Here is a 15,752-nt window from a genome sequence, read left to right as displayed (position 1 = left end):
CATCAACCCATGGGCTAACGTCGCGGGATGACGAATGCGGGGCCACTGGCCGGAGTCAAGGTGATCGAACTCGGCGGAATCGGCCCCGGGCCGCACACCGCCATGATGCTGGCGGACCTCGGCGCCGATGTGGTGCGGGTGCGTCGTCCCGGCGGGCTGACGATGCCCGCCGAGAACGTCGACCTGCTGCACCGCGGCAAGCGGATCGTCGACCTGGACGTCAAGTCCGACCCGGCCGCGCTGCTCGCGCTGGCCGCGAAAGCCGATGTGCTGCTTGACTGTTTCCGTCCCGGCACCTGCGAGCGCCTCGGCATCGGGCCGGCCGAGTGCGAGGCCGTCAACCCGCGGCTGATCTTCGCCCGGATCACCGGCTGGGGCCAGGACGGCCCGCTCGCCCAGACCGCGGGCCACGACATCAACTACCTGTCGCAGACCGGCGCGCTGTCGGCCATCGGCTACCGCGACCGGCCGCCGGTGGCGCCGCTGAACCTGGTCGCCGACTTCGGCGGCGGGTCGATGCTGACGCTCATCGGCATCGTCACGGCGCTGTACGAACGCGAACAGTCCGGCCGCGGCCAGGTGGTCGACGCGGCGATGGTCGACGGTGTCAGCATGCTCGCCCAGATGATGTGGACCATGAAGTCCACCGGCGTGATGAAGGACCAGCGCGAGTCCTTCCTCCTGGACGGCGGCGCCCCGTATTACCGCGTGTACGAGACCTCCGACGGCGGCTACATGGCGGTCGGCTCGATCGAACCGCAGTTCTTCGCTCAGCTACTTGTGGGCCTTGGCCTGGATCCCGCCGAGGTGCCCAACCAGTTCGACCTCGCGCGCTACGACGAAATGCGCGACATCTTTGCTGCCCGGTTCGCGAGCCGGACCCGCGTCGAGTGGACCGGGACGTTCGCCGGGACCGACGCCTGCGTCACTCCCGTGCTCACCTGGACCGAGGCCGCCGCCGGCGAACACCTCCGGGCCAGGTCGACGATCGTCACCGTCGACGGCGTCGACCAGGCGGCGCCCGCACCGCGTTTCTCGCGGACCCCGTCGGGCCCCGTCGGCGCTCCGCCGCAGCAGACCACGCCGATCGGCGAAGTCGGTTGGTAGCGGTTTTGGAAGTTAGCTGACGCATTCTCTACCCGAGGCCGGTGGAGAGGACTAAATTTGCCCTTATGGCAGTTATGGCGTCCCGAGAGCTGGTGATCGACGCCTCGCCCGAAGCCATCATGGATGCGCTGGCCGACATGGACGAGGCGTCGCAATGGCGCAGCTTGCACCGGGAATTACAGGTACTGGATCGGTATCCCGACGGTCGTCCGCACCATGTCAAAGCGACCGTGAAGATCATGGGCATCACCGACAAAGAACTCCTGGAGTACCACTGGGGTGATGACTGGATGGTGTGGGACGCGGCCGACACCTTCCAACAGCGTGGGCAACATGCCGAGTACAAACTGACTCGCGAGGGCGACCACACCAGGGTGCGATTCGACATCATCGTGGACCTCGTCGCCCCCATTCCCGAGTTCCTGTTGCGCCGAGCCCGCAAACTGGTGCTCGATGCTGCGGTCGACCGGCTGCGGGCCCGGGTGACTCGTCTCTACGGCTAGTCCACACTCTGTCGACAGGGAGAGTTCGTATGACCGACCGCCCACCTTCTCCGCTGTTGGAGAAGCTGGTGGTGGTGCGGAACGGCGGGCCGCAGCAGACCGTGGTGACCGAGTTGCGCCGGGTGATCCTGCGCGGTGACGCGCCACCCGGAACCCCGGTGCCGCTGACCGAGGTCGCCGAACTGTTCGGCGTGAGCCACATTCCCGTCCGCGAGGCACTCAAGACGCTCATCAGCGAGGGCCTGGTGACACACCGGCCCAACTCGGGCTACACCGTCGCCCGGATGACGAAGCAGGAACTGCACGAGATGTACGTCGTGCGCGCGGCGCTGGAGGGCGCGGCGCTCACGATCGCCGCGGAAAAGGCCACCGACTACGAGCGGGCCGTCGCGATCGAGGCCAATGACCGGATGGCGCAAGCGATTCGGGACTCCGACGGCGCGGCGTTCCAGCGGGAGAGCCGCAACTTCCACATGGCGCTGGTGCGCCCGTCCGGCATGCATCGGCTGCTGCACATCCTCGAAATGTCCTGGAACATGATCGAACCCGTGCAGGCCATGATGCACGTGACGCCGGACGACCGGGCCAAGCTCAACGGCGACCACGAGGAGATGCTCGAGGCGTTCCTGGCCCGGGACACCGCGCGGCTCAGTGCGATCGCGCAGCGCCACAACGACAGCGTCGACGTCGCGATCGGGACCCTGCCCACCGACACCGGGCTGCTCACGCAGGATTCCTAGCGATTTGTGCACGATTTTCCGCGGTGGGCGCGGATTTTCGTGCACAAATCACAGGGTGCGGAGCCGGCTGATCGCCTCGTCGAGGGTGTCGTCGCGCTTGCAGAAGGCGAACCGCACCAGGTGGTTCCAGCCGGCCGAGTCAGGCGAGTGTGGATCCAGGAACGCCGACATCGGGATGGCGGCGACGCCCACCCGCTCTGGCAGGCCGGCGCAGAACGCGGTGCTGTCGTCATATCCCAGCGGGCGGGGATCGGCGCACAGGAAGTAGGTGCCGAAGCTGTCGTGCACGTCGAAGCCGATGTCGGTGAGGGCGCCGGCCAATCGATCCCGCTTGCCGCGGTAGGACTTTCGTAGCGCCGCGACCCAGGCGTCCTCGTGGTCCAGCGCGTGCGCGACGGCCGGCTGGAACGGCGCGCCGCCGACGTACGTCAGGTACTGCTTGGCGGCGCGCACCCCGGCGATCAGGTCAGCCGGCCCACATGCCCAACCGATCTTCCAGCCGGTGCAGTTGAACATCTTGGCGGCGCTGGAGATGGTGACGGTGCGCTCGGCCATGCCGGGGTACCCGGCGAGCGGCCGGTGCTGATGACCGTCGAACGTCAGCTGCTCGTAGACCTCGTCGGTGATGACCAGCAGGTCATGCTCGATGGCGAGGGCGGCGATGGCCGTCAGCTCGTCGTGGCTCGCGACCATGCCGGTCGGGTTGTGCGGCGAGTTGAGGATCAGCGCACGGGTTTGCGGCGTGATTGCGGCGCGGAGCCGGTCGATGTCGATGGCGAAGCCGTGGTTGTCCGGCGCGAGGGGGACGACGACGCGCCGGCAGCCGGCCATGGCGATCACCGGGGAGTAGGAGTCGTAGAACGGCGCGATGATCAGCACGTCACTGCCCGGCTCGACCAGGCCGATCACGGCCGCGGCGATGGCCTCGGTGCCGCCGACGGTGACGAGCACCTCGGTGTCCGGGTCGTAGTCGATGCCGTAGTGCCGTGTGCGCTGGGCCGCGATGGCCTGGCGCAGCGCGGGGATGCCCGGGCCGGGCGGGTACTGGTTGACGCCGTCCGCGATGGCCTGCTGCGCCACCGCCAGCATCGGTGCCGGGCCGTCCTCGTCGGGAAAGCCCTGGCCGAGGTTGACGGCGCCGACCCGTGCGGCCAGCGCCGACATCTCGGCGAAGATGGTGGAGGCGTAAGGCCGCAGGCGGGCGACCATCCTCGGTGGCGTCACCCCTGGATTGTCGCAGAACTCCTGACGTGGTCGACGGCGCGCTCGTGCCGCTGCTGCCGCGCGACGACGGCGAAGTAGAACGCCAGCGCGAAAGCGCAACTGGTGAACAGGCTGCTGACGAAGAACAGCCAGGGGTGCCGGATGCCGCGCCGCAGGCCGTCGGCGATGCTGAACAGCGGTAGCAGGATGACGTTGATGATGGTGTAGTCCTGGCCCGCCGACGACGCCGCGGGGTTGACGAACATCAGGCGGATGTAGTCCGACCAGCTGCCCGGCCCGGTGATCGGATTGCCGTCGGGCGGTTGGTAATCCATGACGAACTTGGTGTTGAAGTAGTAGCCGAGCGCTATCGAGGCGATGCCGATCACGTAGTAGGCCGATTCGAGTGCCGAGAACGCGGGTCCGTCGGCCGGCTTGCGGAAGACCGCGGGGTTGAGCTTGACGATGAACGCGATGACGATCAGTCCGAGGACGGCGTGGACGATGAGCGAGACCATGTCAGCGGAGTCTGCTCGCCGCGAAATGTTTTGTCAATCATGACAAAACATTCTGCGGTACCGTACTGGGATGCCCCGGCCGCCGCAGACCGTACGTAGTGAGCGCACACGCGAGGCGCTGCAACAGGCGGCGCTGGTCCGTTTCCTGGCGCAGGGTGTCGAGGGCACCACGGCGGAGGAGATCGCCGCCGACGCCGGGGTCTCGCTGCGCACGTTCTACCGGCACTTCACGTCCAAGCATGAGCTGCTGTTCGCCGACTACGACGCGGGTCTGCACTGGTTCCGCACCGCGCTGGCCGGACGGCCCGCCGACGAACCGGTGCTGGCGGCGGTACAGGCCGCGATCTTCGCCTTTCCGTACGACTTTGGTGCGGTCACCAAGATCGCCGCGCTGCGCGAACAGGAACTCGACGCCGAGCGGATCGTCAGTCATATCCGGCAGGTCGAGGCCGACTTCGCCGATGCCATCGCCGAGTATCTCGAGCGGCGGGGCGGGCCTGACGACCGGCTGCGCGTCGCGGTGACGTCGCGGACCATCGCTGCCGCGGTGTTCGGCGCCATGGAGGTGTGGATGCTGGGCGCCGAGCGGTCGCTGGCCGATCTCGCGCGCATGTGCCACCAGGCGCTGGACCAGCTGGCGGCCGGACCCGTCTGATCCTCGTCGGTATAGTTTTGTCACTATTGACAAAACTATGTACGGGTGCGACTCTGCGGAAATGGCGCAATTCGACGCGATCGTGGTGGGAGCAGGGCACAACGGGTTGGCCTCGGCGGTGATGCTGCAGAAGGCCGGCCTGCGCACGCTGTGTCTGGAGGCCAAGCTCTACTCCGGCGGCATGGCCTCGACCGTCGAGCTGTTCGACGGGTTCAAGTTCGAGATCGCCGGGTCCGAGCAGTTCCCGACGGCGCTCAAGGTGAGTCAGGAGCTGGGCCTCGACGAGGTGCCGAGCGTCGAGCAGGAAGTCATGTCGGTCAACATGCGGGGGATCGGCGACGAGCCGTTGCTCTTCTACTCGGACCCCATGAAGCTGCTCACCCACATGAACGAGGTGCACGGCGCCGAAGCCGTCAACGGCATGGCCGGCCTGATGGCCTGGAGCATGGCGCCGGCGCGGGCCCTCGGCCGGTTCGACGCGGGGCTGCCGCCCAAGACCTATGACGAGATGTATGCCTGCGCCACAAACGAATTCGAGCGGTCGGCCATCACCGACATGCTGTTCGGCTCGGTGACCGACGTCCTCGACCGCTACCTGCCGGACAAGGACAAGTACGGCGCCATCCGCGGGATGCTGTCGGTGCTGGCGTGCAACTCCACGTACCGCGGTCCCGCCACCCCGGGCAGCGCCGCCGCGCTGGCCTTCGGCCTCGCCGTCCCGACCGATGGGGCGTCGTTGATGCGAAAGCTCAAGGGCGGCATCGGTGCGCTGGCCAAGCACCTCGAGGACGCGTTCGTCGCTCATGGCGGTGAGGTCCGGTTGCGCAGTGCGGTCGCGGCCATCACGGTCGCCGACGGCCGGGTCACCGGCGTACGTCTGGACGACGGCACCGAAATCACTGCACCCGTGGTGGTTTCGTCACTCGCACCGTCATTGACCGTGGACCGGCTGCTCGGCGCCGCCGTGCCCGACGATGTCCGGGCCCGGTACACCCGCGTCGACCACCGCGGCAGCTACCTGCAGATGCACTTCGCGCTCGACGGCACCCCGGAGTTCGCCGAGCCCTACGAAATCCTGAACAATCCCGAATTGCAGGGCACGATCGGTCTTTTCAGCACGCCCGAGGAATTGCAGCAGCAGTGGGAGGACAGCCGCCGGGGTATCGTGCCGGCCGATCCGTCCATCGCCTGGCAGATTCCCTCGGTGCTGGATCCCGAGCTGGCACCGCCCGGCAAGCACGCGTCGTCGGCGTTCGCGCAGTGGTTCCCGGTCGAAGGTGGCGGTGACTACGGCTCGATGAAACGCGAGATGGGACAACGCGTCATCGACAAGATCACCCGCGTGGCACCCAATTTCGAGAAGCTCATCCTGCGGCACACGACGTTCACGCCGCGGCACATGGACCGGATGTTCGGCGCTCCCGGCGGCGACTACTGCCACGGGCTGATCCACCCCGAACAGATGGGGCCCAACCGGCCCGGCCCGCGCGGCTACCTCGACCAGGAGCTGCCCGTCGAGGGCGTCTACCTGGGTGGCGCCGGCTGCCACGGTGGCCCGGCCGTCAACTTCATCCCGGGCTACAACGCCGCCCACGCCGTGTTGAACACATGATTCGCTAACCGCGCCGAAACGTCGCCGAAACCGGTTCGGCAACAACGCCGACCTAGTGTGCGGGTATGCGGCCCCACCGGCGTTCTGTCCTGCTCGGACAGCTGGTGGCGGATCGGGCCGCGCCGTCACAGCAGGGGGTGCTGAACGAACTGCGCCGTGCTGTCCTCGACGGCGGCGTGCCGCCCGGTACGCCGATCCCCTTGGCCGACGTGGCGGACGTGTTCGGCGTCAGTCAGATTCCGGTACGGGAGGCGCTGAAGACGCTCATCGGGGAGGGGCTGGTGGAGCACCGGCTCAACTTCGGTTACACCGTGGCCCTGTTGACGCCGCAGGAACTCCGCGAAATGTACATCGTGCGTGAGGCTCTGGAGTCGGCGTCGCTGGGCGTTGCCGTGGCCAACGCCACCGATGCCGACCGCGCGGCCGCGGTCGCGGTCAATGTCAGTCTGCAGCAGGCGATTCGCGACGATGACGCGGGCGCTTACCACCGGCAGAGCCGGGAGCTGCATGCCGCGCTCACCCGACCGTCGCGCATGTATCGGCTGCTGCACATGCTGGAGGCGGCGTGGAATGTCACCGAACCCGTGCAGTCGATGCTGCATGTCAGCCGTGACGACCGGGCGGAACTGCATGCGGATCATTGCGCGATGGTCGACGCTTTCGTCGCCGGTGACGCCGAGCGTCTGATCACTGTCGCGGAGAATCACGCCGTTCGGCTCAACGCGGTGATCGCCAAACTGCCCACGGACACCGGGCTGCTGGCGTAGCGGCGAACATATATCTTTTCCGCAATTGCGGCATATCTCGGGGGAAACAGCAGGGAAACGTTGCTTTTTTAGCGTTTTCGAGCATGACTGACACCCTCGTTCCCAAGGACCTGACCCCACCGGGCGCGGTGATCGGCGCAGGTGACATCGTCGAGGCCGCCGGCCACCCCGTCGGTGGCGGCGTCATCAAACCGGATTACGACCCTCGACTGACCAACGAGGACCTGGCTCCGCTGGGCAAGCAGAGCTGGGGCTCCTACAACATCTTCGCGTTCTGGATGTCCGACGTGCACAGCGTCGGCGGCTATGTGACCGCGGGCAGCCTGTTCGCCCTCGGGCTGGCCAGTTGGCAGGTTCTGGTGGCGCTGCTGATCGGCATCACGCTCGTCTACTTCCTGTGCAACCTGGTCGCCAAGCCGAGCCAGGCTTCCGGCGTGCCCTATCCGGTGATCTGTCGCACCGCGTTCGGCGTGCTGGGGGCGAACATCCCGGCCGTCATCCGTGGACTGATCGCGGTGGCCTGGTACGGCATTCAGACCTACCTGGCGTCGGCCGCCCTGGATGTCGTGCTGCTCAAGCTGTTTCCGGGGCTCGCCCCGTACGCGGATCTCGCCACTCACGGCTTCCTCGGTCTGCCGGTGCTGGGCTGGGCCAGCTTCCTGCTGCTGTGGGTGTTGCAGGCCTGCGTCTTCTGGCGCGGCATGGAGGCGATCCGCAGGTTCATCGACTTCTGCGGCCCCGCCGTCTACGTCGTCATGTTCGTCCTGTGCGGTTACCTCATCTACAAAGCCGGCTGGGGCGCAATCGATCTCAACCTCGGCGAGGTCAAGTACACCGGCCTGGATTCGATTCCGGTGATGCTCGGCGCCATCGCGCTGGTGGTGTCCTACTTCTCCGGTCCGATGCTGAACTTCGGCGACTTCTCCCGCTACGGCAAGTCGTTCGCCGCGGTCAAGAAGGGCAACTTCCTCGGGCTGCCGGTCAACTTCCTGGTGTTCTCCGTGCTGGTGGTGGTCACCGCGTCGCTGACGCTGCCGGTGTTCGGCGAACTGCTCACCGACCCCGTGCAGACCGTGGCCCGCATCGACAGCACCTTCGCAATCGTGTTGGGCGCGTTGACCTTCACCATCGCCACCATCGGCATCAACATCGTCGCCAACTTCATCAGCCCGGCGTTCGACTTCTCCAACGTCAGCCCGCAGCGCATCAGCTGGCGCGCCGGCGGCATGATCGCCGCGGTCGGCTCGGTGCTGATCACGCCGTGGAACCTCTACAACAACCCGGAGGTGATCCACTACACGCTGGAGACCCTGGGCGCCTTCATCGGACCGCTGTTCGGTGTGCTGCTCGCCGACTTCTACCTGGTGCGTAAGCAGAAGGTGGTCGTCGACGACCTGTTCACCATGGCCGAGTCCGGAAAGTACTGGTACACCAAGGGCTACAACAAGGTCGCGGTCATCGCGACCGTGGCCGGCGCGGTGCTCGCGGCACTGCCGGTGCTACTGGCGGGCAGCGTGTACGGCATGCACACCGCGGCCCAGTACAGCTGGTTCATCGGCTGCGGCGTCGCCCTCGGTATCTACCGGTTACTGGCCGTCCGCGACCGGTTCGTCGCCGAGTCGGTGTCGTGACCGCACGGGAGTCCTTGGGATGAGCCAGATCTGGGTCATCAATCCCAACACCACAGAATCGATGACCGCTGGGATCGGCCGCTGCGCACAGGCAGTGGCCGGTCCCGGCGTCGATGTGGTTGCCGTGACGTCCGAACACGGCCCGCCCTCGATCGAAAGCCACTACGACGAGGCCATGAGCGTGCCGGGTCTGCTGGAGGCGATCCGGCGCGGCGAACAGGCCGGGGTCGACGGATATGTGATCGCGTGTTTCGGCGATCCGGGACTGGACGCGGCGCGGGAGGTCGCGGCCGGGCCCGTCATCGGCATCGCCGAGGCCGCCATGCACACCGCCAGTCATCTCGGCCGGGGTTTCTCGGTGGTGACGACGTTGTCGCGCACCATGGGCCGCGCCGCCGATCTGGCGGAACGCTATGGGATGCAACGGTTCTGCCTGGGTATCCATGCCTGCGACATTCCGGTGCTCGACCTCGAGACAGACCCGACGGCACGCAAGGTCATCACCGAGGCATGCCGGGATGCGTTGGAGTCCGACGGCTCCGATGCCATCGTCCTGGGGTGCGCGGGCATGGCCGAGATGTGCGCGGCGATCACCGCAGAACTCGGGGTGCCGGTGGTCGACGGGGTGAGCGCCGCGACGTTGACGGTGCAGGCATTGGTGCGGATGGGTCTGCGCACCGGCAAACGTGGCGAGTTCGCGACGCCGCCCGCCAAGCAGTACACCGCCCGGCGCGACGGCTAACCGGCCGGGTGCACGGCGCGCCAATGCTCGGCGATGTCGATGCGCCGGGCCAGCCACACCCGGTCATGACGCTGCACGTGGTCCAGGAATCGTTCCAGCGCCGCACTGCGGGCCGGGCGACCGACCAGGCGGCAGTGCAACCCGACCGAGAGCATCTTCGGGCTGTCGCCCAGACCCTCGGCATAGAGGACGTCGAACGCGTCACGCAGATGGGCGAAGAACTCCTCGCCGTTGGAAAAGCCTGCGGGAGAAGCGAATCGCATGTCGTTGGTGTCGAGCGTGTACGGCACCACCAGATGGTCGGTGTCGGCCACCCGCACCCAGTACGGCAGATCGTCGGCGTAGGAGTCCGAGTCGTACACGAACCCGCCGTGCTCGACCACCAGCTCCCGCGTGTGCGGTGAGTCCCGGCCGGTGTACCAGCCCAGCGGCGGGGCGCCCGTGAGCTCGGTCAGGATGCGCACCGCCTCCGCCATGTGTGCACGTTCGGTGTCGCGGTCGATCAGCTGATAGGACTTCCACCGCAGCCCGTGACAGGCGATCTCGTGCCCGAGTTCACCGAACGCGGCCAGCGCCTCCGGGTTGCGCTGCAGTGCCCGCGCCACCGCGAAGATGGTCAGCGGGATACCTCGTCGCTCGAAAATCCGGAGTATCCGCCACAATCCGGCGCGCGAGCCGTACTCGTAGAGCGACTCCATGCTCATATGCCGGTTGGGGAACGCCTCGGCCGGCGTCATCTCGGACAGGAACGTCTCCGAGGCCGGATCCCCGTCGAGCACGTTGTTCTCACCGCCCTCTTCGTAATTGAGGACGAACTGCACGGCAATGGCTGCGCCGCCCGGCCACTGCGGGTCCGGCGGGGTGCGGCCATAACCCACCAGGTCGCGTGGGTAACTCACGCGAGGTCCCCGAACAGCCGCAGCCGGGCCAGCCCGCCGTCCGGGTAGATGTCCAGCCGCGCCTCGGACACCACGTCAGCGGAGTCGATGAGGAAACGGTGCCGCGTGTCGGGCAGCAGTTCGGTGCGGGGCAGCAGATCGATCCACTGCCCGTCGGCGCGCAATCCGGTCAGCGCCGCGGCCCCGGGGCTGTTGCCGATGAAGTACGACGTGTCGATCTCGGCGAGCCGCACCCGGCCCGGCCCGGCCAGCCGGATGCGTACCCAGTCGTTGGCGTCATCGCGACGGCGCGCGGTCTCCCAGCCATCGCCCATCACCTGCGCCTGCCCGGGGAAGATCAGATTCTGCGGCGAACTGTAGAACCGATTCGAGGCGTCGAGCACCAGACCGCCGTTCTCCAGCGCCGCCAGGTCGACGGGGCCGACGCCGAGGAATCGCTTGTCCGGGCGGCCTTCTCCGTGCACGCGGAGTCGCGCCACCCCGCCGTCGGGAAAGATGTTGAGCCGCACATGCGTCCAGCGCTGTTCCGAGGACACCTCGAAATTGTTGCGGGTGTCGCCATACACGCGCGAGCGCTCGATGAGTGGAACCCAGCCGGGGTCCGCGGCCAGTTGTTCGGCTGTGGGATAGCCGTCGACCTCGATGGCGTCGACCGAGATGGCCGGCGGGTAGTTGCCCTTGAACCATGCGGTGTCGACGACGACGCCGCGGATGACACCCGGCACCCCGAGCCGCACGATGGCAGTGTCGTGGCCGGCGTCGCGGCGTCGCCGGGTCTCCCACCCGTCGTAGATCTGGCCCTTGTGTCCGAACGATGCCGGCCGATATTGCGAGGGGCCGGGGGAGATGAGGTTCTCCTTCTCGGCGAACACTTCGTCGTTCGCCCAGATGACCGCGCCGCCGAGGCTCCGCAGCGCGAGGTCCGGCAACCAGGTGAAGTCGGGCAGTGATTCAGTCATGACAGCTTTCGGTTCTTGAGGTTTCGTAGTACGTCGATGGTGGCACCAGGCGCGACGTCGAGGACGTCTTCGGCGCCGAACGCGCCGCAGTCCAGCCCGCGAAGCACCACGGCTGCCAACGCCTCTGCGGTCGCGGGTTCGTCGACGATCGGACCGCCGGTGCGGTCGAGGTAAGCCTGCAGCCGTGGCGCCGCGGCGGCCATGGCGGCCCGGAAGAAGGTGAACGTGGCCAGCCAGCGCGTCACGAGATGGCCGGGGTGCATGTCCCACCCCTGGTAGAAACCGCGCTCGAGGGACCGGATGACGAGCCGGTGATGGCGCCGGATCGCCTGCACCACTTGATCTTCGGTGCCGACCGGCGCCACCTGCGTCGAGCCGTCGGCGATCCAGACGCCGGTCTGCGCGGCGGCGGCCTGCATCACCGACTTGGCGTGGTCGGCCACCGGGTGATCGAGTGCCTGATGCTGCGGCGCGATACCGCAGGCGGCGCTGTAATCGTAGGTGCCGTAATGCAATCCGCTGCATCGACCGTCGGCCAGGTGGATCGCGCGGGCGAGGGTCGCGGTGCCGTCGGGGCCCAGGACCGCCTGCGGGCTCTCGATCTGCAGCTCGAAGCGCAGCGTGTGATCGGCCAGGCCGTGTGCGGCCTCCAACGCCTCGCACAGCCAGACCGCCGCCGTGACCTGTTCTGCCGCACGCAGTTTGGGCACCGTGAAGACGAATCCGTCGATGGCGCCGGCGTCGAGTACCAATTCGAGGGTGCGCAGGGCGCGACGGCGCTCGGCGGTGGTCAGCCCCTTGATCCGAATCCCGCTGTGGCTCAACCCGAGTGCGGGCAGTGTCACCGCGGCCCGCGCTGCGTCGTCGTCCTCCACGTCGTCACCGCGGTGGCCGTAGCCGTCCTCGAAATCCAGCCGCAGGTCGGCTATCGGCGCGGCGGTGAGCTGGTCGCGCACCAACGCCACCGTGGTCGGGTCGCCCAGTTCGGCGAAGACCTCCGGGTGTCGGTCCAGCAGCTCGAGCGCCGCCTGCCCCCACTGCGCGGGAGTATCGGGCGTCGCGTCAGCGGCGCTGACATAGACGGTGTGAATCGGCTGGGCGGCGGGGCCGTCACCCGGGAACCGTGCCGCGAGGTCGGCGTCGACGCGGGACAACAGGGTGTCGATGCGCTCGAGGGCATCTGCCGGGATGCGATGGTGGGGGTCCGACACCTGCCTATCGTGCCGTGCTGACTCGATCTCAGCACGTCGAGCCTGAGCCGGTTTTGGTTAGCTGATCTAGTGTTGGCACTGCAACGTCGCAAAAGGAGTCCCGATGACCAGTGCCGAACGGATCGACGATCCCGCCGATAACTCTGTGCCCGAGCCCGTCACCTACGCGGGCCCGGAATGGATGGGTAAGGCCAACTGGCACTCGGTCGCCGAGTCCTACCTGCTGCGGGCTGTGAAGCCGCTGCTGTACCTGCTGACCAAGCTCATGCTGGCCATCAACACGCGATTCCCGCAGGTCCTGCTGGGCCGCGCGTACGACGGCTCCGAGCGGGTGACGAACTGGATGCCCGCAGTGCGTGGATCGCGCACCGAAAAGATCGAGCTGCCGAACTGCCCGGCCGAATGGGTCTGGAACGAGACCACCCCGCCGGTCGACGGCCGCGTCATCATCTACTTCCACGGCTCGGCGTTCATCGCGCTCGGCATCAACAGCCACCGGCCACTCGTCAGCCACATCGCCCGCGACAGCCGCGCGCGGGCCCTGAGCGTGGGGTATCGGCTGTGCCCGCGCAACCTCGTCGAGGACGCGGTCGAGGACGGCGTCGACGCCTACCGCTACGTGCTGGCGCAGGGCGTGAAACCCGAGAACATCGTGTTGGCCGGCGATTCGGCCGGCGGCTTCATCGCGGCCATGACAGCCGTCACCGTGCGCGATCTGGGCATGGCGCCGCCCGCCGGCTGTGTGCTCCTGTCCGCCGCCACCGACAGCAACATGACGCCGAAATACGAAGCAGCCGCACGCGTTCCGGACGCCATGTTCCCGGTCGACTTCCTTCGGATGATCAACGAGGTCTTCCTGCTGCGTAACGGCGGGCGCGAGGCGACCCCGTCGCCCGTCGACGCCGACCTGCGCGGCCTCGGCCCGTTCCTGCTGCAGGTGGGTTCGGAAGAGGCGCTGCGCCCCGACTCGGAGCTGCTGGCCGAGCGGCTCGCGGCAGCGGGAGTGCCGGTGCGGCTGCAGGTCTTCGACCGCGCCGTCCACGTCTTCCAGGCCTTCGCCTTCTCGAACCCCGACGCCCGTCGTGCGGTCGGTGAGGTCGCGGAGTTCGTGAAGGCCGTCGCCTGACTCAGGCGTTGACTCCGGTGTTGATCAGTCGCCGGCGTTGACTCTGTGGTGAGGGCGCGGTGTTCTCGCACAAATGCGCCCTGGTTTCAGACGGTATGGGGGACTGGGGCCTCGCTCGCATGTGAACGTGGGTTACCGACAGGGTGGTCCTGGTCGGCAGAGCCACAACCATGTGGGAGGCCCCAGTGTTACGTCAGCGTACGAGTGTTGGTTTGGATGTGCACGCACGATCGGTGTTCGGGTGTGGATTCGATAGCGAGACCGGTGAGTTGTGTGAGCGGCGGTTGACCCCTGATCCCGGGGAGGTCGCCGCCTGGATAGCTTCGTTGCCGGGCCCGGTGAAGGTGGTGTACGAGGCCGGCCCGACCGGGTATGCCCTGGCCCGGTTTCTTCTCGCGGCCGGCGTGGAGTGTGTGGTCGCGGCACCGTCAAAGTTGGTGCGCCCCAGCGGGGATCGGGTCAAAACCGATGCCCGTGATGCCCGTCATCTGGCCCGGTTGCTGCATCTGGGCGAGATTGTCGAGGTGACGGTCCCGAGCCTGGGTCAGGAAGCGGCCCGGGATCTGGTGCGGGCCCGCGATGACTGTCGTGGGGATTTGATGGCCGCCCAGCACCGGTTGACGCACCTGTTGCTGCGCCGCGGCATCGTCTATTACGGCGGACACCCGTGGACCGGTGACCACCGGATATGGCTTCGGCAACAGCACTTCGATCGTCCGGCGCTGCAGACCACCTTCGATGAGGCGTTCGACGCGGTGCTGGTGGCCGCCGCCCGCCGGGACCGCTTCGATGACGCGATCGCGGCGATGGCCGCCGATTGTGAGTTCACCCCGGTGATCACCCGGCTCGGATGCCTGCGGGGCATCTCCACGCTGACCGCATTCGGGATGGCCACCGAGATCGGGGACTGGCACCGCTTGACGGGCCGGTCGATCGGCAACTACCTGGGCCTGGTGCCCACCGAATACTCCTCAGGCGCCAGCCGCAGCCAGGGCGGGATCACCCGCACCGGCAACACCCATGTGCGCCGGCTGCTGATCGAGGCGGCCTGGCAGCACCGCAAGCCCTACCGGCCCGGGGTGACGTTGCGTCGGCGCTGGGATGCGGCCAGCCCGGCGGCGCGGGCGCGGGGCCACGAAGGCAACCAGCGGTTGCACAAGCGGTGGATGGGCTTCGATCAGCGTAAGAAGCGGCCGGTGATCGCCAACGCAGCGGTGGCCCGGGAGCTGGCCGCCTGGTGCTGGTCGCTGGCGGTGCTCGACTAAAGCCCATCGCCGGATAACACGTCCAGCACGCACCCGATCATGGTGCACGGCACGCGAAAGACACCAGTGACACGCGATGACCCTGTTGAGCCAATCATATTGCTGCGCAACATGATTGCTATGCAATTGTGGTTGACGCTCGTACTTTTCAGACTTGCGTCCACTTCTGCCGAAAGTCCCGTCCTGCGGTAACCAACCCGCGCATATGAGACTTGACCCCCTCGCGTCGACCCACACCATCGACACGCCGCACCAACCGAACGGGTGCGTGCTGGCAACAACGAAGCGGCGGCCCTAACGACGGTTACGGCCGCCGCTTCGCCCTGCCACTTGACAGGGTTACCCCCATATGAGGGTCAACGGGTTCCCGGTCGGCGGTGGCGTTGACTCTGCAACCTGGGCGGTACCTTCTCGCGAAAGTTCGCCGTGGTTCCAGGGTGAACGAGTTTCCGGTCGGCGCCGGCGTTGACTCTGCAATCTGGGCGCTCTCTACTCGCGAAAGTTCGCCGTGGTTTCAGGGTGAACGGGATTCCGGTCGGCGCCGGCGTTGACTCTGCAATCTGGGCGGTACCTTCTCGCACAAATGCGCCCTGGTTTCAGAGTCAATGAGTTTCCGGTCGGCGCCGGCGTTGACTCTGCAATCTGGGCGGTACCTACTCGCACAAATGCGCCCTGGTTTCAGGGTCGACGAGTTCCGGTCGGCGCCGGCGTTGACTCTGCACTGAGGGCGCTGTTCGGGCGCTGGTTTGCGTCGACGCCCGGTGACAGACCTGGCCCTGAACTGGCGCGGGCGTACCGGTCGACGCCGGCCGAA

Annotated in this window: 15 protein-coding genes; 10 read left to right on the top strand and 5 right to left on the bottom strand. The window is 67.3% G+C overall.

The features are described 5' to 3' along the window. Positions 1-27 precede the first annotated feature (27 nt). The 3 genes from G6N46_RS15015 to G6N46_RS15005 all read left to right on the top strand — a co-directional run bounded on the left by G6N46_RS15015 (position 28) and on the right by G6N46_RS15005 (position 2,350). Entirely contained in the window at positions 28-1,107 is a 1,080-nt protein-coding gene (locus tag G6N46_RS15015; protein ID WP_133426513.1) for a CaiB/BaiF CoA transferase family protein, read from the top strand. A gap of 65 nt (positions 1,108-1,172) precedes the next feature. Continuing rightward, positions 1,173-1,610 (top strand): SRPBCC family protein, encoded by a 438-nt coding sequence (locus G6N46_RS15010; RefSeq protein WP_133426514.1) that lies wholly within the window; start codon positions 1,173-1,175, stop codon positions 1,608-1,610. Positions 1,611-1,639: 29 nt separating this feature from the next. Then, positions 1,640-2,350, top strand: coding sequence for a GntR family transcriptional regulator (locus G6N46_RS15005; protein WP_138247891.1), 711 nt, complete (start codon positions 1,640-1,642; stop codon positions 2,348-2,350). A gap of 48 nt (positions 2,351-2,398) precedes the next feature. On the opposite strand, the gene G6N46_RS15000 is transcribed toward G6N46_RS15005, so the two are convergent. Next, a complete protein-coding gene (locus G6N46_RS15000; RefSeq protein WP_133426635.1) occupies positions 2,399-3,559 on the bottom strand; it encodes a pyridoxal phosphate-dependent aminotransferase in 1,161 nt (386 codons plus the stop codon). Between the two features lie 11 nt (positions 3,560-3,570). Then, positions 3,571-4,071, bottom strand: coding sequence for a DUF2834 domain-containing protein (locus G6N46_RS14995; RefSeq protein ID WP_133426516.1), 501 nt, complete (start codon positions 4,069-4,071; stop codon positions 3,571-3,573). 70 nt (positions 4,072-4,141) lie between these two features. Between G6N46_RS14995 and G6N46_RS14990 the strand changes: the two genes are divergently transcribed. The 5 genes from G6N46_RS14990 (at position 4,142) to G6N46_RS14970 (ending at position 9,478) form a co-directional block, all read left to right on the top strand. Continuing rightward, on the top strand, positions 4,142-4,726 hold the full coding sequence (locus G6N46_RS14990) for a TetR/AcrR family transcriptional regulator (RefSeq protein WP_071286736.1): 585 nt from the start codon (positions 4,142-4,144) through the stop codon (positions 4,724-4,726). Between the two features lie 61 nt (positions 4,727-4,787). Continuing rightward, entirely contained in the window at positions 4,788-6,338 is a 1,551-nt protein-coding gene (locus tag G6N46_RS14985) for a phytoene desaturase family protein (RefSeq protein WP_133426517.1), read from the top strand. Between the two features lie 65 nt (positions 6,339-6,403). After that, positions 6,404-7,105 carry a GntR family transcriptional regulator gene (locus G6N46_RS14980; protein WP_133426518.1) on the top strand — a complete coding sequence of 234 codons (702 nt, stop codon included), beginning with the start codon at positions 6,404-6,406 and terminating at the stop codon, positions 7,103-7,105. Positions 7,106-7,188: 83 nt separating this feature from the next. Beyond that, on the top strand, positions 7,189-8,736 hold the full coding sequence (locus tag G6N46_RS14975) for an NCS1 family nucleobase:cation symporter-1 (RefSeq protein WP_138247892.1): 1,548 nt from the start codon (positions 7,189-7,191) through the stop codon (positions 8,734-8,736). A 19-nt stretch (positions 8,737-8,755) separates the two neighbouring features. Then, positions 8,756-9,478, top strand: a complete 723-nt coding sequence (locus G6N46_RS14970; RefSeq protein ID WP_133426520.1) for an aspartate/glutamate racemase family protein — start codon at positions 8,756-8,758, stop codon at positions 9,476-9,478. On the opposite strand, the gene puuE is transcribed toward G6N46_RS14970, so the two are convergent. The 3 genes from puuE to G6N46_RS14955 are packed head-to-tail and all read right to left on the bottom strand — an operon-like array spanning position 9,475 to position 12,547. Continuing rightward, positions 9,475-10,377 carry an allantoinase PuuE gene (gene puuE / locus G6N46_RS14965; RefSeq protein WP_133426521.1) on the bottom strand — a complete coding sequence of 301 codons (903 nt, stop codon included), beginning with the start codon at positions 10,375-10,377 and terminating at the stop codon, positions 9,475-9,477. The genes G6N46_RS14970 and puuE overlap by 4 nt on opposite strands. Then, positions 10,374-11,336, bottom strand: a complete 963-nt coding sequence (gene alc, locus G6N46_RS14960; protein WP_138247893.1) for an allantoicase — start codon at positions 11,334-11,336, stop codon at positions 10,374-10,376. The genes puuE and alc overlap by 4 nt, the downstream gene beginning before the upstream one ends. Next, entirely contained in the window at positions 11,333-12,547 is a 1,215-nt protein-coding gene (locus tag G6N46_RS14955; RefSeq protein WP_138247894.1) for a DUF6986 family protein, read from the bottom strand. The genes alc and G6N46_RS14955 overlap by 4 nt, the downstream gene beginning before the upstream one ends. A 103-nt stretch (positions 12,548-12,650) precedes the next feature. On the opposite strand from G6N46_RS14955, the gene G6N46_RS14950 reads away from it, so the two are divergent. Continuing rightward, a complete protein-coding gene (locus G6N46_RS14950) occupies positions 12,651-13,673 on the top strand; it encodes an alpha/beta hydrolase (RefSeq protein ID WP_138247895.1) in 1,023 nt (340 codons plus the stop codon). A 185-nt stretch (positions 13,674-13,858) separates the two neighbouring features. Further along, positions 13,859-14,938, top strand: coding sequence for an IS110 family RNA-guided transposase (locus tag G6N46_RS14945; protein ID WP_456093942.1), 1,080 nt, complete (start codon positions 13,859-13,861; stop codon positions 14,936-14,938). The last annotated feature ends 814 nt before the right edge of the window (positions 14,939-15,752 follow it).

It is taken from the genome of Mycolicibacterium phocaicum, assembly GCF_010731115.1.
Classification (GTDB): Bacteria; Actinomycetota; Actinomycetes; order Mycobacteriales; family Mycobacteriaceae; genus Mycobacterium; species Mycobacterium phocaicum.
The sequence above is the reverse complement of the archived record's forward strand: the minus strand, read 5'-3'. Positions and strand labels throughout refer to the sequence as shown.

Coding starts and splice junctions, on each gene's coding strand:
- G6N46_RS15015 (WP_133426513.1), top strand. CDS start 28: ATGACGAATGCGGGGCCACTGGCCGGAGTCAAGGTGATCGAACTCGGC.
- G6N46_RS15010 (WP_133426514.1), top strand. CDS start 1,173: ATGGCAGTTATGGCGTCCCGAGAGCTGGTGATCGACGCCTCGCCCGAA.
- G6N46_RS15005 (WP_138247891.1), top strand. CDS start 1,640: ATGACCGACCGCCCACCTTCTCCGCTGTTGGAGAAGCTGGTGGTGGTG.
- G6N46_RS15000 (WP_133426635.1), bottom strand. CDS start 3,559: ATGGTCGCCCGCCTGCGGCCTTACGCCTCCACCATCTTCGCCGAGATG.
- G6N46_RS14995 (WP_133426516.1), bottom strand. CDS start 4,071: ATGGTCTCGCTCATCGTCCACGCCGTCCTCGGACTGATCGTCATCGCG.
- G6N46_RS14990 (WP_071286736.1), top strand. CDS start 4,142: ATGCCCCGGCCGCCGCAGACCGTACGTAGTGAGCGCACACGCGAGGCG.
- G6N46_RS14985 (WP_133426517.1), top strand. CDS start 4,788: ATGGCGCAATTCGACGCGATCGTGGTGGGAGCAGGGCACAACGGGTTG.
- G6N46_RS14980 (WP_133426518.1), top strand. CDS start 6,404: ATGCGGCCCCACCGGCGTTCTGTCCTGCTCGGACAGCTGGTGGCGGAT.
- G6N46_RS14975 (WP_138247892.1), top strand. CDS start 7,189: ATGACTGACACCCTCGTTCCCAAGGACCTGACCCCACCGGGCGCGGTG.
- G6N46_RS14970 (WP_133426520.1), top strand. CDS start 8,756: ATGAGCCAGATCTGGGTCATCAATCCCAACACCACAGAATCGATGACC.
- alc (WP_138247893.1), bottom strand. CDS start 11,336: ATGACTGAATCACTGCCCGACTTCACCTGGTTGCCGGACCTCGCGCTG.
- G6N46_RS14950 (WP_138247895.1), top strand. CDS start 12,651: ATGACCAGTGCCGAACGGATCGACGATCCCGCCGATAACTCTGTGCCC.